The organism is Enteractinococcus coprophilus (assembly GCF_006716305.1).
GTDB lineage: Bacteria > Actinomycetota > Actinomycetes > Actinomycetales > Micrococcaceae > Yaniella > Yaniella coprophila.
In genome coordinates this window covers 394483-418784 of sequence record NZ_VFOU01000002.1, presented here as the reverse complement: position 1 = coordinate 418784, position 24302 = coordinate 394483, and the positions used below count along the sequence as shown (strand labels likewise).

General features: G+C 54.6%; 22 protein-coding genes. 7 read left to right on the top strand and 15 right to left on the bottom strand.

The annotated features are described in order from the left end of the window. Positions 1 to 4 precede the first annotated feature (4 nt). Together ctaD and FB556_RS06705 are read left to right on the top strand one after the other, a co-directional pair. A complete protein-coding gene (gene ctaD, locus FB556_RS06710) occupies positions 5 to 1705 on the top strand; it encodes an aa3-type cytochrome oxidase subunit I (RefSeq protein ID WP_141866024.1) in 1701 nt (566 codons plus the stop codon). Between the two features lies 1 nt (position 1706). Continuing rightward, a complete protein-coding gene (locus FB556_RS06705) occupies positions 1707 to 2108 on the top strand; it encodes a cytochrome c oxidase subunit 4 (RefSeq protein ID WP_141866022.1) in 402 nt (133 codons plus the stop codon). 2170 nt (positions 2109 to 4278) lie between these two features. On the opposite strand, the gene qcrB is transcribed toward FB556_RS06705, so the two are convergent. From qcrB to ctaE, 4 genes are all read right to left on the bottom strand, one after another. Next, positions 4279 to 5976 (bottom strand): cytochrome bc1 complex cytochrome b subunit, encoded by a 1698-nt coding sequence (gene qcrB / locus FB556_RS06700; protein ID WP_141866020.1) that lies wholly within the window; start codon positions 5974 to 5976, stop codon positions 4279 to 4281. Beyond that, positions 5976 to 7079 (bottom strand): cytochrome bc1 complex Rieske iron-sulfur subunit, encoded by a 1104-nt coding sequence (gene qcrA / locus FB556_RS06695; protein WP_141866018.1) that lies wholly within the window; start codon positions 7077 to 7079, stop codon positions 5976 to 5978. Before qcrA ends, qcrB begins: the two co-directional genes overlap by 1 nt. 64 nt (positions 7080 to 7143) lie before the next feature. After that, complete coding sequence (qcrC, locus tag FB556_RS06690; RefSeq protein ID WP_141866016.1) at positions 7144 to 7947, bottom strand: cytochrome bc1 complex diheme cytochrome c subunit; 804 nt, start codon at positions 7945 to 7947, stop codon at positions 7144 to 7146. Positions 7948 to 8047: 100 nt separating this feature from the next. Continuing rightward, on the bottom strand, positions 8048 to 8680 hold the full coding sequence (gene ctaE / locus FB556_RS06685) for an aa3-type cytochrome oxidase subunit III (protein WP_246057251.1): 633 nt from the start codon (positions 8678 to 8680) through the stop codon (positions 8048 to 8050). A gap of 322 nt (positions 8681 to 9002) precedes the next feature. Here ctaE and trpD point away from each other — a divergent pair, with 322 nt between their 5' ends. Then, on the top strand, positions 9003 to 10037 hold the full coding sequence (trpD, locus tag FB556_RS06680; protein WP_141866014.1) for an anthranilate phosphoribosyltransferase: 1035 nt from the start codon (positions 9003 to 9005) through the stop codon (positions 10035 to 10037). An 85-nt stretch (positions 10038 to 10122) separates the two neighbouring features. Here trpD and FB556_RS06675 read toward each other — a convergent pair whose 3' ends face one another. Together FB556_RS06675 and FB556_RS06670 are read right to left on the bottom strand one after the other, a co-directional pair. Beyond that, entirely contained in the window at positions 10123 to 10401 is a 279-nt protein-coding gene (locus FB556_RS06675) for an Lrp/AsnC family transcriptional regulator (protein ID WP_141866012.1), read from the bottom strand. A gap of 29 nt (positions 10402 to 10430) precedes the next feature. Further along, positions 10431 to 10826 carry a DUF3054 domain-containing protein gene (locus tag FB556_RS06670; RefSeq protein ID WP_141866010.1) on the bottom strand — a complete coding sequence of 132 codons (396 nt, stop codon included), beginning with the start codon at positions 10824 to 10826 and terminating at the stop codon, positions 10431 to 10433. Positions 10827 to 10933: 107 nt separating this feature from the next. On the opposite strand from FB556_RS06670, the gene FB556_RS06665 reads away from it, so the two are divergent. After that, positions 10934 to 11575, top strand: coding sequence for a hypothetical protein (locus FB556_RS06665; protein WP_141866008.1), 642 nt, complete (start codon positions 10934 to 10936; stop codon positions 11573 to 11575). A 430-nt stretch (positions 11576 to 12005) separates the two neighbouring features. On the opposite strand, the gene FB556_RS06660 is transcribed toward FB556_RS06665, so the two are convergent. Beyond that, positions 12006 to 12608: a maltokinase N-terminal cap-like domain-containing protein gene (locus FB556_RS06660; RefSeq protein ID WP_141866006.1), complete on the bottom strand. Its 603-nt coding sequence runs from the start codon at positions 12606 to 12608 to the stop codon at positions 12006 to 12008. Positions 12609 to 12793: 185 nt separating this feature from the next. On the opposite strand from FB556_RS06660, the gene FB556_RS06655 reads away from it, so the two are divergent. The 3 genes from FB556_RS06655 to FB556_RS06645 all read left to right on the top strand — a co-directional run bounded on the left by FB556_RS06655 (position 12794) and on the right by FB556_RS06645 (position 14859). Beyond that, on the top strand, positions 12794 to 13258 hold the full coding sequence (locus FB556_RS06655; RefSeq protein ID WP_141866004.1) for an NfeD family protein: 465 nt from the start codon (positions 12794 to 12796) through the stop codon (positions 13256 to 13258). Between the two features lie 54 nt (positions 13259 to 13312). Further along, entirely contained in the window at positions 13313 to 14431 is a 1119-nt protein-coding gene (locus tag FB556_RS06650) for an SPFH domain-containing protein (RefSeq protein WP_141866002.1), read from the top strand. Between the two features lie 80 nt (positions 14432 to 14511). Further along, positions 14512 to 14859, top strand: a complete 348-nt coding sequence (locus tag FB556_RS06645) for an RNA polymerase-binding protein RbpA (RefSeq protein WP_141866000.1) — start codon at positions 14512 to 14514, stop codon at positions 14857 to 14859. A 72-nt stretch (positions 14860 to 14931) separates the two neighbouring features. On the opposite strand, the gene FB556_RS06640 is transcribed toward FB556_RS06645, so the two are convergent. The 8 genes from FB556_RS06640 to FB556_RS06605 all read right to left on the bottom strand — a co-directional run bounded on the left by FB556_RS06640 (position 14932) and on the right by FB556_RS06605 (position 24269). Continuing rightward, positions 14932 to 15660 carry a polyprenol monophosphomannose synthase gene (locus FB556_RS06640; protein ID WP_141865998.1) on the bottom strand — a complete coding sequence of 243 codons (729 nt, stop codon included), beginning with the start codon at positions 15658 to 15660 and terminating at the stop codon, positions 14932 to 14934. A 63-nt stretch (positions 15661 to 15723) separates the two neighbouring features. Further along, on the bottom strand, positions 15724 to 16737 hold the full coding sequence (locus FB556_RS06635; protein WP_141865996.1) for an amidohydrolase family protein: 1014 nt from the start codon (positions 16735 to 16737) through the stop codon (positions 15724 to 15726). Further along, positions 16734 to 19649, bottom strand: coding sequence for a DEAD/DEAH box helicase (locus FB556_RS06630; RefSeq protein ID WP_141865994.1), 2916 nt, complete (start codon positions 19647 to 19649; stop codon positions 16734 to 16736). Before FB556_RS06630 ends, FB556_RS06635 begins: the two co-directional genes overlap by 4 nt. Before the next feature lie 11 nt (positions 19650 to 19660). After that, a complete protein-coding gene (gene tatC / locus FB556_RS06625) occupies positions 19661 to 20458 on the bottom strand; it encodes a twin-arginine translocase subunit TatC (RefSeq protein ID WP_141866548.1) in 798 nt (265 codons plus the stop codon). 93 nt (positions 20459 to 20551) lie between these two features. Continuing rightward, the gene (locus FB556_RS06620; protein ID WP_141865992.1) at positions 20552 to 20824 is read right to left on the bottom strand and encodes a twin-arginine translocase TatA/TatE family subunit; all 273 of its coding nucleotides are present in this window, start codon (positions 20822 to 20824) and stop codon (positions 20552 to 20554) included. Between the two features lie 48 nt (positions 20825 to 20872). After that, positions 20873 to 22873: a helix-turn-helix transcriptional regulator gene (locus FB556_RS06615; RefSeq protein WP_141865990.1), complete on the bottom strand. Its 2001-nt coding sequence runs from the start codon at positions 22871 to 22873 to the stop codon at positions 20873 to 20875. Between the two features lie 2 nt (positions 22874 to 22875). Next, positions 22876 to 23271 carry an FKBP-type peptidyl-prolyl cis-trans isomerase gene (locus tag FB556_RS06610; RefSeq protein WP_141865988.1) on the bottom strand — a complete coding sequence of 132 codons (396 nt, stop codon included), beginning with the start codon at positions 23269 to 23271 and terminating at the stop codon, positions 22876 to 22878. A gap of 38 nt (positions 23272 to 23309) precedes the next feature. After that, positions 23310 to 24269 (bottom strand): FKBP-type peptidyl-prolyl cis-trans isomerase, encoded by a 960-nt coding sequence (locus FB556_RS06605; RefSeq protein WP_170200395.1) that lies wholly within the window; start codon positions 24267 to 24269, stop codon positions 23310 to 23312. Positions 24270 to 24302: the final 33 nt, after the last annotated feature.

The following is a 24302-nucleotide window of genomic DNA, read 5'->3' as shown; positions in this document are numbered from 1 at the left end:
GTAAATGACTACTTACGAATACACACAAGACGACACTCGGACGCGTGTGCGGCCTCAGGTAGTGCCGGTCTCTAAGGGCCGCATTATCGTCAATTGGCTTACCACGACCGACCACAAGACCATCGGGTACTTGTACCTGATTACGTCTTTCATTTTCTTCGGCCTCGCCGGCGTCATGGCGTTGCTCATCCGTGCTGAACTGTTCGAACCAGGAATGCAGGTTCTGCAGACCAAAGAACAGTTCAACCAGTTGTTTACCATGCACGGCACCCTGATGTTGCTCATGTTCGCGACACCACTCTTTATTGGTTTCGCCAACGTGATCATGCCGCTCCAGATTGGTGCGCCAGATGTCGCGTTCCCGCGTTTGAACGCTTTGGCGTACTGGTTCTTCCTGTTCGGATCGCTCATCGCTACCGCAGGCTTCCTCACCCCACAGGGTGCAGCATCATTCGGTTGGTTCGGATACGCACCGTTGTCCAACGCGACATACTCACCAGGTATTGGTGGGGACATCTGGGTCTTCGGACTTGGTCTACAGGGCTTCGGTACGATCCTTGGTGGTGTCAACCTCATTACCACCATCATCTCGATGCGTGCCCCAGGTATGACCATGTGGCGTATGCCGATCTTCACCTGGAACACCCTGATCACCGGTATCTTGATCCTGATGGCCTTCCCACCGCTTGCCTCCGCACTGTTTGGTCTGGGCCTCGACCGTCGTTTCGGCGGTCACATCTTCGATCCGGAAAACGGTGGTGCCATCTTGTGGCAGCACCTGTTCTGGTTCTTCGGGCACCCTGAGGTGTACATTATTGCGCTACCGTTCTTCGGTATCGTGTCAGAGGTCATTCCGGTCTTCTCCCGGAAACCGATCTTTGGTTACAAGTCGCTGGTCTTCGCGACCGCAGCCATTGCAGCACTGTCCATGACCGTGTGGGCTCACCACATGTACGTCACCGGTTCGGTTCTGCTGCCATTCTTCTCCCTGATGACTATGCTCATCGCCGTGCCTACCGGCGTGAAGTTCGTCAACTGGATTGGAACCATGTGGCGCGGTTCGATCACTTTCGAAACCCCAATGCTGTGGTCACTTGGTTTCATGGTGACCTTCCTGTTCGGTGGTCTGACCGGTATCATTCTGGCCTCGCCACCGCTGGACTTCCAGGTCTCCGATACCTATTTCGTCGTTGCACACTTCCACTACGTCGTCTTCGGTACCGTAGTCTTCGCGATGTTCGCCGGCTTCTACTTCTGGTGGCCTAAGTTCACCGGTAAAATGCTCAACGAAACCTGGGGCAAGATCCAGTTCTGGATGCTGTTCCTCGGTTTCCACGGCACCTTCCTGGTCCAGCACTGGCTGGGTGTCATGGGTATGCCACGTCGTTACGCCGACTACATGGTCGAAGACGGCTTCACCCTGATGAACCAGTTCTCGACAGTTTCGTCGATGCTGTTGGGCGCGTCGATCATTCCATTCCTGTGGAATGTTTACTACACCGCTCGCTACGGCAAGAAGATCACTGTCGACGACCCATGGGGCTTCGGCGGATCGCTCGAATGGGCAACCTCGTGCCCACCACCACGTCACAACTTCCACGCACTGCCACGTATCCGTTCTGAGCGCCCTGCACTCGACCTGCACCACCCGGAACTGATCCCGTTAGAGCGTCGTGAACACATGACCACTAAGGCAGGTGCATAACGTGAAGATTAATCAGCAGCTGTTTGCGATTCTGGGAAGTTTTTTCCTAGTAGTAGCCACCGTATATACGATCTGGACCCGCGCAACTGAGTGGATCGGCATTACCGCCCTCTTCGCTCTTGCAGCTATGCAGTTCATGATTGCATACTATCTGCGCTTAGTAGAGAAAGAGTATAAGACGGGCGTCGACGACATGGATGACGGCGAAATTGCAGAATACGCCGGAACCTACGGTCGTTTCGCCCCTTGGAGCTGGTGGCCACTTGGCCTCGGCTCTGCAGCCGCGATCGTTGTGCTCGGTGTGGCCATCGACTGGTGGATTTTCATCATCGGTATCGGCGCCGGTCTGTTCTTCGTAACGGGTTGGGTATTCGAATTCTCCCGAGGACAGCATAAGCACTAACATGTAGCGCCTATTCCTCCAAGTTGAGGGCCTTAGTCTTAGGACTGAGGCCCTCAACTATTTTAATGTCAGGTCCGCTGCGTACGTTGAAAACGAGCTAGCCCGAGCTTGGCCGTTAGTCGGTACGCTTGCCGAGCATATTCTCGGGCCTATATTCTTCGTTCGGCACATCTTCCAGACGTTGGGTCGCAACGGCAACTAAAACACTGGCGTGGTTGTGAACGTATGAGTGCAGTCATGGCCCGGAACATTTAAACACAAACTACTCGATTTGAAATCACCGTTTCCTCGGCTGTTGCCGCGATAACAGCTTGCCGCCGTTGCTCGCCGATCAAGGGGGTTGAGACAGTGGTTGGGTTCCAGGATTCTTACAAAGGATGATATCTCGGAAGATATCTGGCACGAGCACGCTGGAAGTCTCCACCCCACGGTTCGAAGGTCAACAGCAGCCATAACGTTGGCCCTCCGTCATAGCAGCGCATCACCTTTTGTTTTCGGAACACGGGCACTTCGATCGACTAACGCTTTCTCATACACCACTGAGGCAGCAGCTAGAATTTCTGCGAACGATTCAATTGTGAGAGGCAGATGTTCCTGCGAAGCAGTAGCCGAACTGGCTGGTTTGCTCTGCTCACTTGGCCTTTTTCTAGTTGATCACACGCAGCGTGAGTAGTACCTCAAGCAGGCCGAGGCTTTTCCAGCTTCTATCGACGACGGCTGAAAACTGCCCCCTCGTGAAGAGATCACTGTTGGTTGGTAGAGGTTGTGTTGCTGAGTTATCGTGTGGTGCCGATGCGTTGAAGTTGTCGTCCCGGGAGAGACCTGCCGGGTAATAAACAAGTCGGTCAACCAGAACGACCACCGATGAGCGTGTCGATGAAGAGTTCGTCCCGGCGACGAACGGTGAGGGCCGCTCATCAAAAACCTTCCCTGCTGTTATATGCGGCTCCAGGTAGGAGAGCAGGTTCGGAAGATCGGCGCCGACACCATGTTGCCCAGTTCGTCAAAATTCGCACGTCGTAGGGCGGGTGTCCACGTTCTTTGTCTAAGTAACTGTGGTGTTGGATTTGGATTGGCCACTATCACCACCAGATGGTGGTACCCTACACTCGGTATCGTGAACTCATGTTGCATCGCGGAAAAAACCTTTTACTAGCACAGGACTCGGCTCGATATAGGCTTGGAGATGTGCCCAGTCTTCCACCGTAACTATGCCGGCCACCTTGAACGAATGGGGCGCTTGCTTTCACTTCTTGCCTGTTGTTCCCAGTCACGCGCCGCGGAGGGGCAGCGACACTGGTGTAGGGGAGGATCCAATAGTGCTCCCTCCAGATACTGACGACCACGCGGAGACTGCCACGACGATCAGAAACAGGGGACTAGACACTGTGACCTTGTTGCAAGTGTTGGCTGCTAGCGGGCTTTCAACACCAGACATACTTCTGTCGAGGCGTCGTTTAGAGCCAGCGATATAACGGGGCGAAGAGTGTGCTTGCGAGTCTCCCCGCTCTGATTCCACCGCGAATCGCCATGGAACTTGAGAAGCCGGTGCAGGGGACCAACACTCCCGACGAGAAGCTTTAGAAGGCAAGATCCAAAAATCAGCGACTAAAGAACAGAAACCACAGTTGACCACGTGGGGGAGCAGCTCTGGAAAGATCCTGAATGAACGGAATCTCCACGGTCGGCGCCACCTGAGAGAATTGAACTTTTCAAACTCACTTCCTGCGGACCGGCTTGGGACGACTATTCCATGACATGGGATCCAGGTGCCAATCAGGGAAATACGAGACTGGCCCTCGAGCGTAGCCGGCACTATTCAGACACCCTCCGAACCTAAAACGGTGCACCGAGACCGGCTATCGTGTTTGTTATTCGCGCTGGTGACCACGCTGATTCACCGATTAGGCTTCACTACAATTTTGTAGTTGCTGGCTATGCTTCTGGTTTCAAGAAGACTCATCTGAATGCTGCCATGATCTCACTGACGCCCAGCTGGAACGGGCCGATCCGGCAGACGTTGTCTTAGTGTGTTTGTAACTTACAGTGGGACGAATTTGGGAAGTCAGCACCGTCACAGAAAGACACAGGACGAGTTGGGTGATTAAACGAAACCGTCCGGCTGAAGAGATTCTTCAACCGGACGGTTCTATCGTCGATTCACTAGCGGTTAGGAACGATCACGTTTACCTTCAAGCTCGCGGACTGCAGTCTCGACAGAGCTGTGCAGTTTACGACGATCTCGGTCGAAGTCTGCGTGAGCTTCTGCGAGTTCTTGAGCCGTGACTGGTTCAACCCGATCTTCGAAGAAGTGGCGCGACCACCGTGCCCGGAGTTTCTCCAGCAGGGTGATCTTGCCCTTCTTATTTGGTTGGGCAGGAGTCGGTTCTGGAGCTTCGTAGGCGACGAGTTCATAGAGACGATAGTCGTCAACGAGCTCATGGCGCTCGAGGATTGCACCTTCAGGAGTGAACTCAATGACACCGGTCTCACGGCCATGCAGGGCGATCTCGCGATCCTTACGCTGCAGTGCCAGGCAGATGCGCTTGGTGACGATGAAGCCGATAATTGGCCCGAAGATCAACAAGAAGCGCAGGATGTACGCAACGTCGTTCAGTGACAGCAAGAAGTGCGTTGCCATCAGGTCGGAGGACGCAGCAGCCCACATGACACAGTAGAAGATAATAGTTGCAACACCGACAGCAGTGCGTCCTGGTGCGTTTCGTGGACGATCCAAGATGTGGTGCTCACGATTGTCACCAGTAATGCCGCGTTCGATCCATGGCCAGGCAAACATACCAGCGACCAGAATACCCATTGGAATCATGGGGACTAGGACGCCCATCGGGAGCGCATTCCAGCCCCACGGCATCGGAATGTGCCACAAGAAGGAGAAGTCACCCAACATGCCAGGCATCAGTCGGAGAATACCGTCACCGAAACCTACGTACCAGTCTGGCTGAGTACCCGCGGAGACCGGTGAAGGGTCGTATGGTCCGTAGTTCCAGACTGCGTTGATTTGGAAGAATCCAGAGATCAGCGCAGTGATACCAAAGACGATGAAGAAGAAGCCACCGGCCTTAGTAGCAAAGACTGGACCGATTGGGTAACCGACAACGTTATCTTGACGACGGCCTGGACCTGGGTACTGCGTGTGCTTGTGTACAACGACCAGGAACAGGTGAAGGGCAATCATCAGGATGATGAGGGCAGGTACGACCATGATGTGTAGTGAGTACAGTCGTGGAATGATCTGATCCCCTGGGAATTCTCCACCGAAGAAGAAGAACGAGAGGTAGGTCCCCACAACTGGAATCGCCAGCATCATGCCGTCGATAATGCGAAGACCGTTACCGGACAACACATCATCAGGCAGGGAGTATCCGGTGAATCCGGCGCCGATAGCCAAGATCCACAGGACCACGCCGATAACCCAGTTCAGTTCACGTGGACGGCGGAATGCACCGGTGAAGAATACGCGGAGCATGTGTACCGATAGGGAGGCTACGAAGATGAGCGCACCCCAGTGGTGAACCTGTCGCATAAACAGACCACCGCGGACCTCAAATGAGATGTCCAAGGTCGAGGCATAGGCTGCGGACATTTCGACGCCGTAAAGCGGTTTGTAAGCTCCTTCGTACACCACGTGTGCCATGGATGGATCGAAGAAGAATGTCAGGAAGGTGCCCGAGAGAACGACGATGGCAAACGAATACATTGCCACTTCACCGAGCATAAAGGTCCAGTGATCCGGAAAGAGTTTACGTCCAAACTCCTTGACGATATGCGAGGCACCGACACGAGTGTCAATAAAATTCGCGATCTTTCCGGTGTTAGTCGATGCTTTATAGTCACGCATGACGGACATTATGCACCACGCTCCTCAGCTGGTCGTGGGTCACGTTCCCAGTAGGCAGGGCCGACAGGCTCCAGGAAGTCACTCTGTGCGACTAGGTAACCATCGTTGTCAACAGTGATTGGAAGCTGTGGCAGTGGGTGCGATGCCGGGCCGAAGACAACCTTGCATTCCTGGGTCAGGTCGTAGGTTGACTGGTGGCATGGGCACAGCAGGTGGTGTGTGTGTTGCTCATAGAGTGCAATTGGGCAACCAACGTGGGTGCAAATCTTGGAGTAGGCGACGATACCGTCGACGTGCCAATCTTCGCGTCCTGCACTGATCTGCATTTCGTCTGGGTTCAGACGCATCAGAAGTACAACTGCTTTAGCTTTTTGGTTGAGCTTATCGTGTTCAAGATCCAGGAGACCGTCGGGTACGACGTGCAGGGCTGATCCGATAGTTACGTCAGAAGCCTTGATTGGTGTACCAGTCACGTCGCGAACCAAACGCGTTCCTGTCTCCCACATGGTGTGGCGCATGCGCTCTACACCAAAGTTCTGTGCAGGATCATCGGACTGGTTACCGGTGTTGTCCAAGTCGCGAAGGATCGCGATTGCTGGCAGTGGTGCAATAGCAAGTGCACCGATGAGAGTGTTGCGCAACAATGGACGACGCTTGATCTGTGATTCATCAATGATGTCATTGAGCATGTTGGCAGCATCAGCGCGGTCTTCTTCAGTAACGATTTCTCCGCGTTCTTCAACCCATTCATGGTCGGGCATCAGAGCGCGACCCCACTGGACGATACCTATACCAATGCCGAGCATGGCAAATGCGGTACCCAGACCGAGCAGCCAGTTCTGCAGTCGGATGAGGTCCATATTGGTTTCGTCAAGAGGAAGCTGTCCTACGCCGAAGTACCCCACGAAGAAAATGAGGGTACCGACGATGGACAGGATGAACATGAAAGAAACCTGGCGTTCTGCGCGTTTGGCGACGCGAGGATCTTCATCCGTAGTACGTGGCCGGTGAGGTGGCAATCCGGGGTTTTCAATAGCGTATTTACCCGAATCATCACTAGCGCGCTCTACGGTGCCCGGTGTGCCGGGATCTCCGTGGCGTTGCTCGCCCATAGATCTGATTCCTTTACTTGAGTGATGTTGGTGATGTATTTAATCGTCGATATTTCGATAAATTCTAATTTGAGCGTGAGGTTATCCACACCATGAAGCCGATGATCAGTGCAAGTCCGGCAGTCCAAATGAACAGGCCTTCAGCTACTGGTCCGAGTGACCCGAGGGAGGCACCGCCTGGGTGGCCCTGGGATTCGAACTCTTTCAGGTATGCAATGACATCGCGTTTGTCCTCAGGAGTGAGGTTGGTGTCAGAGAATACTGGCATGTTCTGTGGGCCGGTGACCATAGCTTCATAGATGTGCTGCTCCGAAACGCCGTCCAGTGATGGTGCATATTTACCACGGGTCAGAGCACCGCCACCAGCTGATGCAGCGTGACACATAGCGCAGTTGACACGGAAGAGGTCGCCACCACGGGCGAGGTCGACATCAGCATGGTCTGTGTCCAGGTATTCCTCTTCAGGAATGGTTGGACCTGTGCCCAGCGAGTGAACGTATGCAGCCATCTGCATGGTCTGTTCTTCGTTGAACTGAACTGGCTTCTGTGCCCCCTGTGGACCGCTCATCTGCAGTGGCATACGGCCGGTGCCGACCTGGAAGTCGACAGAAGCGGCGCCTACGCCAATGAGCGACGGACCTGCAGGTCCACCAGTTGCGCCAACGCCGTGACAGGACGCGCAGTTCGCATTGAACAGTGCTTCACCGTCGGCAATATTGTCCGCGCTGGTGTATTCAGCTTGTGAGTAAGCCGATGCCGAGTTGATGTTGGAGGCCAGAGAGTAGAGACCTCCGGTCAGCAGCAGACCCAGCAACAGCAGGGCCACTCCGACCATGGGGTGGCGGCGGTTCTGTGAGAGTGCCTTCACTTTTATGGATTCCTAACGTTTTGTATAACCGGATGAGGTGTGACAAGTCCGTTCCGGTTACCTCGGGTGCGATTGATGTCGAGCCGGCGGACCGAACAGGTCACTGAATGACGTAGATGATGAACCAGAGGGCGACCCATACTACGTCTACGAAGTGCCAGTAGTACGAAACAACAATGGCAATCGTGGATTCATGGTTTCCAAAGCGCTTAGCTAAGTATGCGCGACCAATTACGAACAAGAACGCGATCAGACCACCAAGCACGTGTAGTGCGTGGAAGCCGGTGGTGATGTAGAAGGCGGAACCGTAAGCATGTGATGCGACAGTTACCCCGTGTGAAACAAGGACCGCGTACTCATACGACTGCACGGACAAGAAGATCGCACCGAGGATGAAGGAAACGATGAACCATTCCACAACACCCCAGTCTTTGAGCTTATTGCTGGTGCGGCGTGGACGTAGTTGGATAGCTGCCTTAACACCCCACTGGGCGGTGAATGAACTAATCACCAGGATGACGGTGTTTATGGTTGCTAAGACTGGATCCAACAACGCGGTATTTTCCTCCCAGAGGGTGGGGGATGTCGACCGCAGCGTGAAGTACATAGCGAATAGGCCACCGAAAAACATAACTTCGGAGGCTAGCCAGACCATGGTGCCAACGGCAGCCAGGTTTGGCCGACTAGGAAAGCCGGTGGGATTATGCGAGAGAGTCTGAGTTGATGTTGTCACCCTTTCATTATGGCCCGAAATTATTCAAGATTCACAATGAGACTTGCCGACTGCGTGTCTTTTTGTTGTGAGAGGGCTAACCTTCTTTGTCCGGCGCCCGCATAATTCCCAGGTAATACGGAGATTTCATTCGCTGTAGCCTCAGATTAGGTTCAGTTCTACAGCGCGTGGAAATTGATGAATTGTTAAGCGAAATCGCCAATTTATGGCGCCTGTTTTTGGCTTTAATTCAGGCTTCAGAAAGTCAAGAACACTGATCATTTCGATTTGAGTAATAGGATGATTCGGGTAAGCCCCATCGTCTCGTTGTGAGGAAGCATTAATGAACTGGCCCACAGTATTGTCTGCAGTATCGAATCACCAGCATTTGACGCAGGAACAGGCTGCATGGGCGATGCAAGAGATGATGTCCGGGATCGCCACGGACGCACAAATCGGGGGCTTCCTGATGGCACTGTCTACTAAGGGTGAGACGGTTGAGGAATTACTTGGTTTAGCTGACGCGATGCTCGATGAAGCGGTTGCAGTCGACCTTCCGTCTGACGTTTTGGACATCGTCGGAACCGGGGGAGACCGCCTCGGAACTGTGAACCTGTCGACGATGTCATCGCTGGTAGCGGTCGGGGCGGGTGCAAGGATTGTCAAGCATGGCAATCGAGGCTCGTCTTCTACTGCGGGCGCTGCAGATGTCATAGAGGCTCTTGCGGTGGACCTGAATCTAACGCAATCACGTGCCAGACAATCTCTTGAAGAAGCGGGCATCACCTTCCTGTTCGCACAGGAATATCACCCGTCGATGCGCTACGTCGCCCCGGCGCGGAAGCAGCTGGGGGTGCCCACAGTATTCAACTACCTAGGACCACTTTCCAACCCCGCCAGGGTTGAAGCCCAAGCTCTCGGCTGTGCGTCGGCAGTGATGGCACCGCTACTTGCAGGAGTGTTGGCGGATAGGGGAGTGCGTGGCCTGGTTTTCCGCGGGTCCGATGGCCGGGATAAAATCACCACTTCAGGTCCAACCGCGATGTTCGAAGTTCGTGACGGCAAGGTGGAAGAGTTCGAACTGCATCCGCAAGATTTCGGGATCGAATTGGCCACAGTTGAAGCATTGGCCGGGAAGGATGGTGCGTATAATGCCGGCGTTGTGCGGGAGATGCTCGCTGGAAAACACGGCCCGGTTCGTGATGCAGTATTGCTTAACTCTGCTGCAGGTCTGACCGCTTATGACAAAGATGCAAGCGGACATTTATTCGATCGTATGCGGAAGAATATGACGCGCGCCGCCGAATCAATCGACTCAGGCGCCGCGCAGCGTGTGCTCGACGATTGGGTCAAGGTGTCACGGCCTGACGAGGTGTAGGTCAGGTTTTTTCAAATACAAGCTGCTAGACCAGTGACATGAAGCCAATCGCAAGATCGGCCACATGACCCTGGTTTTCGTAATACTATTCGAAGCCCAACGCGAAGCCTTCTTCAAGGTCACTACGTGAGTATGCCCGGAACGCTAGATGAGTTTCGGTGGCTTGGACACCGGAGATTTTCGACAGTCGGTCCGAGATCACATCTTCGAGTTCTTCGAATTCGCGTACACGGACCATTGCGATCAGATCCCAAGCTCCGGTAACCGAGTACACCTGGGTGATGCCTTCTTTATCCGCTAGTTCTTGAGCGATCTCGGGAATCCGGTTGGTGTCTGTTTTGATCATGACGAAAGCGGTAACCATGGTCCTCCTTGTGGTTTTGTATTAGTAGTTTAGGCGGTTTGTTTTCGACGACTGACGAGTGTCGAAATGATGCGACGACCTATCAAAAGTACAGCTAGAACACCGGCGGTTACCAAAATGAATGGTAATGCGGAAGTATCGCCGAATAGTACCGCACGCAAGATGGGACCCAAGATCACCGTACTAAGCCACAGAATGACACCCATCGGAAAGATATTGTGGATGAACTGTGTAGGTTTAATGCAACCCGCCAGTAGCAGGTACGGGATGAGAAATGGGATAGCTACGCGGGCAATACTCAAAGGCTCTAAGGCACCCTCGTGGGACGATATGCCGATCATCGCAAAAACGACAATGAGTATGGCGTCGACAATTAATAGGATGGCCACCGTAGACTTTGTGGCTGTGAGCGGTTCTGATGTCATAACGTCAGTCTAATTCAGTGTGTATACGCCCCTTGTCGCCCCCCTTGTAATGCACACCACTCGCCACTTGCGGCGCATCAAGGCCACAAGCAAATAGGGTTGTCTCTATGCTGTGTTTGACATTGACCTTGGCCAAAAATATTCCTGACTCACAGGCGCCCGCATTTGTGGGGCAACTCGTAGAGTCGCTCAACTGGGGTTCTGACGCCGTTGGGGGAGCGGGGTCAAGGTTTGAGGCGACAGGTATTCGACAGGTGCAGGGGCATCTTGCGTCGGCCGACGAGACTGTTGGATTTATATTATCGGCCGCTCGCTCGGGAATGTGGGCAGTACATTTGACAATCATTCCGCAAGATGCAGGGGAGCGGTCAACAGAGCAGGTCAATGAATGGTGTCGCGACATTTTGTGTCAGGCGGTTAATACTGGCCCTCAAGCCTTGCGTGCACCCGGGGGAGTCCGAGTAGTAAAAGCACAAGCAGACAGACTCGTTGATTCCACAACTGCGCTTGACCTTGGACCTATTGAATCGACCCTACAATTATTATGTTCTATCGAGCGCCGTCGCTCTGATGAGGGGCAAGAGGCGGGCCTGATGATTAATGCCGGTAACTCTCAGACACAAACAGCTAAAGCCCTAGGTGTTTCCCAACAAGCCGTTTCTGCACGGTTACAGGCCGGATATTGGTATGAATCACGCAAGATGGCTTACTGGTTAGCCGTACAACTCAATCAGCTCCTGATCGGTTAACCCATTGCAGTCGGTGTTTGGGTTGCCAGCTCAAGGGGAGCTTGGCTTCGGCAACAACTTAGATGACTTGTGCTCGTTCTAGGGCCGTCGGTGGTGCAATTCGTGATGAATTCACATAGCGGAAGGGCAGGTGATCCTGTTGAGAATTCCCACAGGCTTACCTGCACTCACCGTCGGGAATCCGACATTCTCTACTTATGCGCCTGCTCCGAGGCGCCACGCGCAGGTGCTGCGCGTAATACGTCGCGAAGGTCATTGGTGATGGAAGCACAATCGCCGGACATTGGCGGTCACATGCTCGTGGTGCTGACGTGCGAACGGAGGCCGAGGGGAGTAGTAATGAATGCAGTCGGAGTCCCGGCCGGCCAAAAACACTCAACTTTACATAATGTAGATTATCGGCGTTTTAGGTTGGTTCGTTTTCTAACCGTTATTCGGAGATCACTGAGTCAGATTCCGCCTGTGGTTTTGACGGTGGGGTGAGTTCAAATAGTGTCGCTGAAGCATCTTCCCAACGCCCCACGAGGCGTCGAAGCTCACCGCCATCTTCATCGAGTGGATCCAGAACATGGTGTACGGAAACCGTGCCCCATTCGTCTGGTAATTCGCCACGAATGTAGATACTGATGTCGGAATCTTCGGAGCCCAGGTACTGGCCATCTTCATTATAGAAATGATATTCCGCTTGCTGGATTTCGCCGGCAAGTGCTTGGTTGAGCATGTGAATACCTACGGGGTCTGCCATGGCGTCATAAGCCCACCGTTCGCCTAACACGGAATGCTGCATCTTTGTGATCAGGTAATCGTCAGCGCCATCCAGTGGGGCTGCACGGTATGTTATCGGCAAGTGCAAGATCCTGTCTTCACGTTTTACCACGAAACCTTCAAATCCGACTTCCCCACTGGTGTCGTCAAAGCGATAGGTCCCGATGAGTTCAGGCTCGCCCGTACCGCCCCAGAATTGTTTATCTAACCACGCGGTTACAAATTCTTTTTTGGACGGAGTCAGCTCAGCTGTATAAATAGTGGCCATGGCAGATAGTCTACGCGGTGGTTACCAAAAACTCAGCTAATCGAAACTCACGCCTTAGCTTTGAAACTTCTCGCCCTACCTGCGAGGTCAATGCGACAATTACCGAATGCCCACGACGGTTTTAGCGACCGTGTAAGACGAAAGCAAGTATTCTAAAACCATGAACGCACTTATGGAAGGCCATCATGGTTGAGTGGATCCTAGACAACTTTTGGTCATTTTGGCTGATTATGATGCTGTTGCTGGTCAGCGTGCAGGTGATGACGGGAGAACTAACATTCTTATTGATCGCGGCTGGGGCGCTGACGGCGACTGTTGCTGATGTCTTCGGTGCACCGCTGTATGTTCAGTTCATCATTTTCGCAGTCATCTCGCTTGCTTCGCTCATCTGGTTGCGAAGTTTCGACACGAAACGCAGACGGAATGACACCGGCCCCTCCCCCTGGAGCGTGAATCGGTATGTGGGACGCATGGGGGAAGTCACAGAAGAGGTAACCTCGAGTACGGGTCTGGTTCGGATTGGTAATGAAATTTGGTCCGCACGTACATTCGGTGCCGCCCCCATCCCTACGGCAACTCCGGTTGTCATTCAGCAGATCGAAGGCGCCATTGTATGGGTTACCGAATCTCCCGACACCCCGCAGGCTTGACCCTGCATGTATTTTTACCTCGATGGCTCGGTAGTGTCAGTTTAGTAATGCAAAATCAACGAACATTCAGGAAAAGCTGTGGATATTTTTCTCATCATACTTTTCGTCGTTCTGGCCATTTTTGTAGTGGCCATTTTGGCGAAATCATTCCGCATCGTCCCCCAGGGGCACTGCGGTATCATTCAACGACTCGGTAAGTATCAACGCACGCAAATGGCAGGCTTGACCATGATGGTGCCATTCGTGGACGAAATGCTTCCACTGATAGACATGCGTGAGCAAGTCGTTTCCTTCCCACCCCAGCCGGTGATTACCGAAGACAACTTGGTTGTATCCATCGACACGGTCGTCTTTTTCCAAATCACCGATCCCACCGCCGCGACCTATGGCATCGCAAACTATATTGCCGCAGTGGAAAACCTTACGACGACCACGCTTCGCAACGTTGTCGGTGGCATGAACCTGGAAGAGGCGCTGACATCGCGTGATGCCATTAACACGCAACTTCGGGGCGTACTGGATGAAGCTACTTCCAAATGGGGTCTGCGAGTGTCTCGGGTTGAACTCAAAGCTATCGACCCGCCACGTTCTATCCAAGACTCCATGGAAAAGCAGATGCGCGCAGAGCGCGACCGTCGTGCAGCGATTCTAACTGCCGAAGGTCAGAAACAGTCCGAGATTCTCACCGCAGAAGGCCAACGTCAGTCAGCCATTTTGGAAGCTGAAGGCGATGCGCAAGCTGCTATCTTGCGGGCAAACGCAGAGGCCGAGGCAATCGTTACGGTCTTTGATGCAATCCACGAAGGTCGTCCAAATGCTGACTTGCTGGCCTACCAGTACCTGCAGGTGCTCCCCCAGATCGCCGATTCTCAATCCTCGAAGCTTTGGATCATCCCATCCGAGGTGACGGATGCACTCAACCGCTTCAGCTCTATTCAGGGTCTACAACCGGATTCCTCAGAATCGGACGAGGGGTCCCCAGATCCTACTCCCCCGCCGACACCTCGTCGTCGAACCAAGCGTGCCACCACGGCTGCTGAAATCGCAGACCGCGCCCCAAAAGCCCCAAAGCTGGAGGATACTTCCTTAGAAGAAGCACTAGCTGAACCGGAGATCGAAGAGGAAACCTTCCCGCAACGTCCGCCCCGTTATGATGAAGGGGAACAAAAGTAGCCGGAATCGCGTTACACGTTTCGAGACGTTTTTCGTTAGACTGTCTTGTCTGCAGAATTTTTTGTTGGAGGAATCTCTGAATGTCTGATCGTTCATTGCGCGGTATGCGCCTCGGTGCCCAGTCCATGGAAACTGAAGCAGGTGTTGAACCTGCGCCACGGCAACAAATCGAGTATCGCTCAGAAGATGGCGAGTCGATTGTTGTCACCTTTGCTGCGGAAGCCGATGTGCCTGACACGTGGACTACTAAGTCCGGTAAAGAAGCCCTGCGTGTTGACGGTAAAGCTCCACAACTTGAAGACGTAAAGCCTCAGCGTACCCACTGGGATATGCTTCTTGAACGTCGCAGTATTGAAGAGCTCGATGAGACGCTCGAAATGCAGCTCAAGAAGCTTCGTGCACGACGTGGTGAAGACGTAGACGCCTAGTTAGAGTTCACAGCTACAACAACGGTCCGGCAACTCATTGTTGCCGGGCCGTTGTTGTCTGCGTAGCCATTCTCATGAGAAGCGTGATTTTAGCTTTTCTACTCGGGCTGCCAAGCCCCACTTCGTTACATTGACGAGTGCCTCGGTAATGATGTTGCCGGACATCTTTGATTCGCCGAATTCACGTTCGGTAAAGGTGACTGGTACTTCAATAATCCGCTTACCTAACATGGCGGTTCGGAAGGTCATATCAATTTGGAAGCCATAACCTTTGGACTCCACGGCGTCTAAGTCCATTTCAGCAAGTGTCGTCGCACGATAGGCGCGGAAACCGGCGGTGACATCCGTGAGTCGTAGGCCCAGCAGCAGCTGCGGGTACAACGAGCCTCCAATGGACAGCAGCTTGCGATACCATGGCCAGTTCACCATTTTTCCACCAGGAACGCGCCGTGACCCGATGACTAGGTCAGCTTCATCAATGGCATCAAGAAGACGTGGAAGCTGTTCTGGATGGTGAGAACCGTCTGCATCCATCTCCACGAGGACATCGTAGTCATGCTGCAAACCCCAGCGGAAGCCAGCGATATACGCTCCCCCGAGCCCGTCTTTGACTTGACGGTGCAACACAAACACTTGGTCATCTTTAGCTGCTTGAGCATCTGCCCACACGCCGGTACCATCCGGTGAATTATCATCCACTATCAGCACGTCTGATTCGGGAACAGCGGTTCTGAGCCGCTCGAGTGTACTGGGAAGCGATTCGGCCTCATTGTAGGTGGGGATAATGGTCAATACGCGCACTAGTTGTCCTTTGTTTATCCTTAGTTCGCCAGCTGTCGGGCCGGGGTCAACCTCCAATTATAGTCAGCGTTCCTGGGCAAACGATAATAATCGGCCGCCTCGGATCACACCGTTGAGTGAGGGCGGTGCTGTGGCCGACGATAATATGGGCAACAGCGCGGTTCCGGCACGCTTATCGGTTGACCAGTGCGCTGCTTTTTCATCGGGTGCTTGCACACCGAGCTGATCAGCACGCCAAATGTTCACGTCAGCTGGAGAACCCACAGCTGCTTGTCCTGCACCCATTTGTGCCTGTGCGACACGACTTGGGAGGACACGATTTGCATCACGAGACACGGTGTTAAAGGCAGCACGCGTGGAGATGCGTTGGGCCTCGTCCGGATGCTCGATCAGCGCGGTCAATAATTCCCATATTGAGCCGTCCCAGGCTCCAGAGCCAGTGGCGACATGCACTCCCCCAGCAATCAGCGAAGCTATCGGTGCATGGAACGTCGGTGTGTTATCAAGAATGTCTGGTACAACGGTCACGGACACGTGGAGTTTGACGAGCTTTGCTATTTGCTCATCAGTGACAGCATGGTTGAGTAACACCCGGTGACGACAGCGCATCAGCGTTGCATTGGGTTGATGGGATAGACCTGCCAGGATTTGTGACAGCTCTTCTGGGTCCCTTGACTCGATGAACAGCTGGGTCGGTGGTTTGAGTTGTGCCAGGATCGCTTCGAGCGACTCAAGTTCTTGTGCTGAAATAAAAAGCCCAGCAGCATCTGCCACCGGTTCAGATAGCGGCGCGTAGTACACTCCCCCGTCGATCGGGGTGTTCGCGCTCACCCTCGCGCGAGGATCAAGGTCACTGAGCTGCGTCGTAGCGAAACCATCAACAAACGCGGGTGTCACCAGCATTCCGGCCAAATCATAGGTTTCTACCGGGCCGGACACGGTCGCCGCAACCATTTGTTGGGCTGTCTCGTCGGAGCCCAACCATGCGATGACACCGTTATCGAGGTGGAGGGCGTTGGCGTAAGGTTCCGCAACCGAATGAATATAGCCGTTGGTGAGCAGCAAGGAGGGTGTCACTGATCTAGATCCAGTTCTTCTATAGCGTTGTAATCGTCGTGGGATTCATCGGGTAAACGAATAGCAGATGAGTAAGCGACGATACCTCGATTGACAAGGTCTTTGGCGCGACGACAACGTCGAGCAAGGTCAGGGTGGGCATCATCGAGACTGGCCAATTGATCGAGTAAATCCATGACCTGACGAGCCCATCGAATAAAGTCGCCAGCAGCCATGTCTGTACCGGTTAATGACGCTAAGAGTTCATGACCCCGCACCCACCGTACGATCGGCCACACAAGCCCGGGATGTGGTTGATCGGTGACTGACAGATCGGCGTGTCGTTCGGCTGCTTGGAGGTTATACCAGTGCTCATCGACGATATCGAGAGCCTCTTGAAGTGCCTCAGTTGGCATGGCCGGTTGAAAGATTTGGTCCTCCATCGAGGACTCAAAGACCAGCAGGGCGGCTAAACCAGCGAGGTCTTCTGGCGCCATCGAGTCCATCAGACCGGATTGCAGCAACATGGAGACCAAGAGGTCGCGGTCTCCATAGATGCGGCGGAGACTCTGGCCGGGTTCTGTCACCTCATCGTGTTCGACATAACCGAAATCCGTCAGCAGATTGATAATGCGATCAAAGGTGCGGGCGATCGTGTTTGTTCGACCTTGAATTTTCGCGATGTTTTTATCGGTTTCGGCTCGCAGTTTTTGCCACCGATTCGCCCAGGTCTGGTGATTCTCACGCTCCGGACAGCCGTGGCAAGGATGTGCGTGCAATTCGGCACGAAGCTCTTCGACCCGAGCCAAGTCGTGCTCATCTTTATACCGGAAGCCCACGGGTTGCTTGCCTCCAGAGATTGGCGGACGCTGGTGCCCGATCGCACCATACATCCACCCCGCAATATTTTTGCGATGCTTCGGCGACTTCGTCATCAGCTTGCGTGGCAATTCCACCCCGGCAAAAGGCACGATGGGCTCATCAAGTTCGTCAGTTGAGATCCGGCGCAGCTGCCCTTTGCCTGTCACAACCCCTACTCTGGGGTTTGTTGGATTGCCTGCGGCAGACACTACTACGGAGGTGCCGAGATGACGGCCGCCTTGAATATCAATGATGTCCCCCACCGCGAGGTTGTTTAGTGACTCCATGATGGCTCGTCGCTGGACGCGATTGCGGGATCTTGAAGCCGCTTTTTCAGCTTTCGATAGTTCATGGCGTAACCGTGCGTATTCGGTAAAATCCCCGAGGTGGCATTGCATGGACTCTTCGTAGCCGGCAAGGGAACGCTCCTGCCGTTGTACTTCCTGGGCCAGGCCGACGACGGAACGGTCAGCCTGGAACTGTGCAAAAGAGGACTCCAGAATGTTACGTGCCCTCTCGCGACCGAACCGGGCTAAAAGGTTGACCGACATATTGTAGGTTGGTTTAAATGATGAATTGAGCGGGTAGGTCCGTCTGGCGGCCAGACCCGCGACGGCGCCTGGGTCAAGTCCGGGTTGCCATAGGACCACGGCGTGCCCCTCGACGTCGATTCCGCGTCGTCCGGCGCGTCCGGTCAATTGGGTGTATTCGCCCGGGGTGATGTCCTTGTGCGATTCGCCGTCGAATTTCACGAGTTTTTCAATAACCACGGTTCGGGCAGGCATGTTGATACCCAGGGCGAGTGTTTCGGTCGCAAACACGACCTTGATGAGTCCTTCGGCAAAGAGTTCTTCGACGATCTCTTTGAATAACGGTAATAAGCCGGCATGGTGGGCAGCAAAGCCTCGGCGTAGGCCATCGCGAAAACCCCAGAAATCTAATGCGTCGCGGTCCTGCTCTGCTAGGACGGAGGCCGCCCGATCTACGGTTTCTAGAATCTGGTTCTTTTCGCTGCCGGTCGTCAAGTCCAAACCGGCGTTGAGGCATTGTTCGACTGCGGCGGCACACCCGTTTCTTGAAAAAATAAATGTGATGCAGGGCAGCAAGCCTTCACGTGACAAGGCGCGTACCATTTGGGGTCGCGACACGCGCAGGTCTTTGCGAGGTGGCCGGGAGGATTCAAATGAGCCACGGCGATCAGACTGTCGCCGGTCCCCCTGGCGTCGCCCATTACGGGTTCGCTGTCTGTTGCGACCACGGCTACCGGGACGGCCCCAGTCATTGGGTTGAATGTCGCGCCGGGCCCGTTCGGCGAGTTGCACCAGTTCGGGATTGACCTGGGTGGTTGGGATTTTGTCGCCGGTCATCGAGAACAGATCATAAAGTTCTTTGCCAACTAGTACGTGCTGCCACAGCGGTACCGGCCGGTGTTCTGAGACGATAACGGAGGTCGAGCCACGCACCGTATCCAACCAAGCACCAAATTCTTCGGCATTCGACACGGTGGCCGATAACGCGACGACTTGGACCGATTCTGGCAGGTGGATGATGACTTCCTCCCATACCGCCCCGCGGAAGCGATCTGCCAGGTAGTGCACTTCATCCATGATCACATACCCCAGATTTTCTAGGGCAGTTGAATCTGCGTACAGCATGTTGCGTAACACTTCGGTCGTCATGACCACGATCTGTGCTTCGGGGTTTCGGGAAGTGTCACCGGTAAGTAAGCCGACTTTTTCTTGCCCGTAGGTTGCGACCAGATCGGTGTATTTCTGGTTGCTCAGCGCCTTGATGGGCGTGGTATAGAATGCCTTTTTACCTTGCGATAGCGCAAGATGGATCGCAAATTCTGCCACCACGGTCTTGCCCGCGCCCGTAGGAGCTGCCACGAGCACAGCATGACCCTCTTCGAGTTGTTCGGCGGCTTCCAGCTGAAAAGGATCCATGGGAAATCGCAGTCTTGCCGAAAACTTCCCGAGTTCAGTCTTTGAGAATTCTGCTCGCTTCCGTGAAGCTGCATAGCGCTCCGATGGAGGGAGGTCTTGCTGCTGATCAGATGAATCGGGGCACATGAAGCCTAATTTTAGTCTTCGTCGCGGAATTCAGACAGAGGCTGTGCCCCGCGCTGAATCTCCGCTTCTGCGGGCGTCCCCTCAGTGGCTTCGCGTTTGGCACGTCGTCGGTCATTTAGTAACGCGACGCCAAGGGCCAAGCCGAAAAGCAGCGTTAGCGGTGCACCGAGATAAAACATCGTCATGATATCGGATCCGGGTGCGCCCATCGCTGCGATGACGGCGATCAGAAAAACTGAGATCCGCCAGTGTTTCAGCATTGTTTTGCCCTCGAGGATCCCGGCCATATTGAGTCCGACCAGCACCACTGGGATCACCAGGGCAATCCCAAAAGCCAGCAACAGTCGGGTGACGAATGGGATATACACGGTGGCTAGTACGCGGTGGGCGGTACCATCCGGGGTCAAGGACGTGAAGAAGGCTAAGGCCTGCGGTAGCGCGAACCAGCCGAGGGCGATACCTCCGACGAATAGTGGCACGGCGGCAGCGATGAAACCCACTGCGTAGCGACGTTCCTGTTTTTTCAAACCGGGCACGATAAAGGCCCAGATCTGATAGAGCCAGATGGGGGACGACAGGATCAGCCCGATGAATAAGGCGACCTGCAGCATGATGTCGAATGGTTGGGCTACCGAGGAGAAGATCACTTCAACCGGGGCCTCATCGGTCGACAGCCTGGTGATGGGTTCCGTCAGGATGGTAAACGCCGGTTGGTAGACAATAAAACCGACGATGGTACCCAACACAATGGCAATGGCCGCTTTAAAAAGACGATTCCGGAGCTCGCGAAGATGCTCGCGCAGCGACATCTGGCCGTCAGGTGTTTTGGGTGGCTTTTTGCGACGCTTGTTATTCGACGTGGCCTGACTTTTGTCAGTGGAGGTCATGGACAGGACGATGGGTTAGTTCGACGGCTGGCCTTTGGAGCTTTCCTTGGCATCGGTTTCGCCATTAGAAATCACCGTGCCTTCGACGGCTTCAACGTCGTCTGTGGTGGACGATTTGGGTTGCTTGTCGTCTTTTCCGTCGGTTTTCATTTCCTTGACTTCAGACTTCAAGATGCGCATCGATTGACCAAGGTTGCGGGCCATCTTTGGGAGCTTATTCGCGCCAAAGAGCAAGAACGCTAACAGGATTAACACCAGAAGAATAACTGGGTTCCTAAAGATCTGCATGGTCTACCTTTCTGTACAGTTGGCTCTATTCTACAGCCGCTAGAACAGTTAGCGAGTTGTTCCGGGTGAGATACATGTGGCCTGGTCGGTCATGTTCCACACGGTTTGGCGGATGTCTCCGGGTTGGACCACCGTAATCTGTCCGGGGTGATTCGTTAACAGCTCAATGAGGGGCGTCATTGAGCGGAAGGCAAGTTGAGCAAAAACCGATCCGTCGTGGGCCACGGCGGTAGCCATCGGATGGTAGGCGCCGATCACATCACGTCGCTGATGCGCTGCATGGACCACGACGGTCATGGCATCTTCGTCTACGGCCGGGGCAATTCCAAGGCTCTCCAGTTGCTCTCGGACGGGAACAAAGGTGTCGGCGGTCAAGGTGGCCGAACCAATGCGATCGAGACGGAACGTGCGCAGATCAGCGGTGCTTCGGCACCAAGCCCGAACATAGGCGTGACCGCCCGAATACAGCAGTTGTAACGGCTCGATGGCGCGGGTGCTGATGGCACCGGAAGATTCGGAGTAGTAGCTGATCTTGACTACCAGATGTCCTCGGGCCGCCTGATGAAGTACCTCGGCTACTTCGTCATCATCACCCAGACTTAAGTCCGGGTGCACAATAGGATCGCGGGCACCAACATGCGGGGCAACCGCATCGACGGCGTCGCGCAATTTCCGTTCCAAGGAGCGCGCTGCAGCTTGTTGAGTGACAGAAATCCCGGGGATGGTCGTGACCGCGCTGAGTCCCGATATCAGTCCGAGCGCTTCGGGTGCCGACAGTTGCCATGGTTGGGCTAACAGCTCGGCATTATTGATTTCGATGGGGTCAGCATGCGGGTCTAGTTCGAACTGCCCGCCAGCAAAGTCTGTTTCGGGCATACCCCAAAACTGCATCGCCGTGAGGTCTTGGGTCAGTGTGGCGTCATTAATGCCAAAACGTTGACATACGGTTGCGCGCGGCAAGGAGCCGCCGTGTTGGTTCACCACCGCAACGATTCCTAATCGCCGAGCAATGACTTCTCGGTCCCCCGTTCGTTTACGCGGCCGGGCAACCTTGGTGAGTTTGGGCACGGTCAGCGGTGACTCACCGTGATGCGCATCGCGGACCATCGCCAGGATGTCAGATACCAATTCCGCCAATTCGGGACTGCGTTCATGATCGACCTGGGCGTTGTTGGTCAGCGCTGCGATGCTCGCGGCGGTTTTGAGCGGATCCCGGTAAGTGATGTGCAGCAGCTCCCAGCCGGCGCGCTGCTCGATCCGTTCGGCACGGATCCGTAGGCTGGAGGCGGTATCGCTGGTCAACCACACGTAGGCCTCACCGGGTGGTTGGTCAATATGGAGCCGTTGGCGAATGGTCTCGACATCAAAATCGAAGGGGCGGAGGGAGGTCTGATCCTGGTCTCCCAGGACTTCGGCGGGTAACGGCGTGGTGGTTTTTGATTCGATCCGGGACAGCTTGAATAACCGTTCGCCGCGCCGGTCGAGATCCCAGCCGGTCATGTACCAGTGTTGATGCGCCATCAAAACCGCCCAAGGTCGCACCCGTCGCATGCTGATTTCTTCTCGTCCCACGGTGCGATATTGGAATTTCACGGGCGCCTGTTCACGGGCCGCGGCTACCAGATCTGTCAGTAGGCTCTGACCGGTGGCCAGTTGGGCCCCGACGACCGGCGGTGTGGTGGGTTGTTGGGCGGTCATACGCGCCAGTGCGGCATGAATGACGTCTTCAATTGGGGTCCGTAACCACAATGCCCGTGCCTGGTGCAGGGCCACGATCTCATCATCAGTCAGCGCCAGATCGGGCAGATAGAGCCGATCCCGATCAATCAGGTACACATCCTCAGACCGAGGCTGCTGACGCCACTCCACGGGAACCCCGATGGAGGTCAGCGCTTCTTTGTCGCGCGAAAACTGGCGCTGTTTGGCGGCTTCGGAGGTTTCAAGGTGGTCATAGAGGTAACTGAAGATCTCCGATTTGGTGCGCCCGATTGCTCCGGCCTCTAAGAGAAGCCAGAGCAGCGAAACAATACGTTCCGCAGAGCGGGACACCGTTAGCGGACCTCCACCAGGTCAACGACAAAGATCAGAGTTTCATTTGGGCCAATATCGTTTCCGGCACCGGCTTCACCGTAGGCCAGGTGCGGTGGAATCTCCAGACGACGGCGGCCGCCCACTTTCATACCGAGGAGGCCTTGATCCCAGCCTTCGATGACTTGACCAACACCTGCGGTGAAGTCCAATGGTTGGCCGCGATTCCAGGAGGCATCGAATTCGGCGCCGGTGGACCAAGCCACACCGACATAGTGACAGGCAATTGGGGTGCCTGGGGTTACGGCCTTGCCGGTGCCTTCGATGATGTCTTCAATGACCAGGTCGGTTGGTGGGGTTTCGCCTGGGAAATCAATTTCCGGGCGGGGACGGTCGAGTTCACGTTTGCCAAATGACATGGGGTCTCCTTGTGGAATGGGTTTTGTAATGTGTGAGCTTATTCGGCTGGCATGGGGTCGGCGGAGTGTAGGACGTCGATCACAAATACGAGGGTTTCCTCGGCGAGTTCGTGGTCTTGGCCACCGTAGCCAAGTTCTGGCGGAACTGACAGCAACACCTGAGAATCAACTTTCTGGCCGGCTAAGCCTTCTTGCCAGCCGTCGATGAGGCTTTGCAGATCAAAGGCTATTGGTGCACCGGTGTTGTCGGGACCCCAGGAGGAATCGAATTCTTCGCCGTTAGACCAGGAGACGCCACGGTATTGAATGGTCACTTTGGAATCAGGTTGGACTTCGCGTCCATCACCTTGTTTGAGCACATCCACTACTAATTCTTCGGGCGCGTCCCCTTCGGGGGTAGCGATACTGGGTGCTTGCGTTTCCTCATCTAGGGTCACCTTTGGCAGGGCGTCATTGAGCTGGGACTCAGCAACCGGTTCTCCTGTGGCGTGCGTTGGCAGGACCTCGGTGAGCGAGGCAATATTGAGTATGGCAGGTGCGCCATCGTAGAGACCATTTGCAGGTTGATACAGTGCCACGTCTGAGCCAACAGGTGCCCCTAAGAACGCTTCGTAAGTTTGGGGGTTGCCAGACTGGAGATCTGCCATGGTGAGCGTCATTCCACCGAGGTCGAAATCATGGCCCAGGATTTCTTCTTTTTCAATGTCAATGTTGGCGCTATGAACTTCCAACAGGTCGTCTTCTTCGATCGGGTCACCGTCGCCTTCGGCGATAACCCAAGCGACCGGCTCGTCGCCGGTGAGTTCGCCGTCGATGTTCACTTCTTCAGTTTCAGCAGAAATGTTGTAGCTGATCTCAACGTCCGGTTTGGCTGCTGGCTGGTTCTTCGCTTCTGCATCGGTGTCGTTATCGGAGCCACAGGCAGTGAGCGCCAGTGCGGCAGTGAGCGCAGTGCCTGCAATCGTCGCGAGCCGATTCCGGCGGTGTTGAGCTGACATGTATTTCCTTGTCGTTGGGTGCGGGACCGTAGT

Coding starts and splice junctions, on each gene's coding strand:
- tatC (WP_141866548.1), bottom strand. CDS start 20,458: ATGTCGCTGCGCGAGCATCTTCGCGAGCTCCGGAATCGTCTTTTTAAA.
- FB556_RS06645 (WP_141866000.1), top strand. CDS start 14,512: ATGTCTGATCGTTCATTGCGCGGTATGCGCCTCGGTGCCCAGTCCATG.
- ctaD (WP_141866024.1), top strand. CDS start 5: ATGACTACTTACGAATACACACAAGACGACACTCGGACGCGTGTGCGG.
- FB556_RS06610 (WP_141865988.1), bottom strand. CDS start 23,271: ATGTCATTTGGCAAACGTGAACTCGACCGTCCCCGCCCGGAAATTGAT.
- FB556_RS06605 (WP_170200395.1), bottom strand. CDS start 24,269: ATGTCAGCTCAACACCGCCGGAATCGGCTCGCGACGATTGCAGGCACT.
- FB556_RS06675 (WP_141866012.1), bottom strand. CDS start 10,401: ATGGTTACCGCTTTCGTCATGATCAAAACAGACACCAACCGGATTCCC.
- FB556_RS06630 (WP_141865994.1), bottom strand. CDS start 19,649: ATGTGCCCCGATTCATCTGATCAGCAGCAAGACCTCCCTCCATCGGAG.
- qcrB (WP_141866020.1), bottom strand. CDS start 5,976: ATGTCCGTCATGCGTGACTATAAAGCATCGACTAACACCGGAAAGATC.
- FB556_RS06655 (WP_141866004.1), top strand. CDS start 12,794: ATGGTTGAGTGGATCCTAGACAACTTTTGGTCATTTTGGCTGATTATG.
- qcrA (WP_141866018.1), bottom strand. CDS start 7,079: ATGGGCGAGCAACGCCACGGAGATCCCGGCACACCGGGCACCGTAGAG.
- FB556_RS06665 (WP_141866008.1), top strand. CDS start 10,934: ATGCTGTGTTTGACATTGACCTTGGCCAAAAATATTCCTGACTCACAG.
- FB556_RS06670 (WP_141866010.1), bottom strand. CDS start 10,826: ATGACATCAGAACCGCTCACAGCCACAAAGTCTACGGTGGCCATCCTA.
- trpD (WP_141866014.1), top strand. CDS start 9,003: ATGAACTGGCCCACAGTATTGTCTGCAGTATCGAATCACCAGCATTTG.
- FB556_RS06620 (WP_141865992.1), bottom strand. CDS start 20,824: ATGCAGATCTTTAGGAACCCAGTTATTCTTCTGGTGTTAATCCTGTTA.
- FB556_RS06660 (WP_141866006.1), bottom strand. CDS start 12,608: ATGGCCACTATTTATACAGCTGAGCTGACTCCGTCCAAAAAAGAATTT.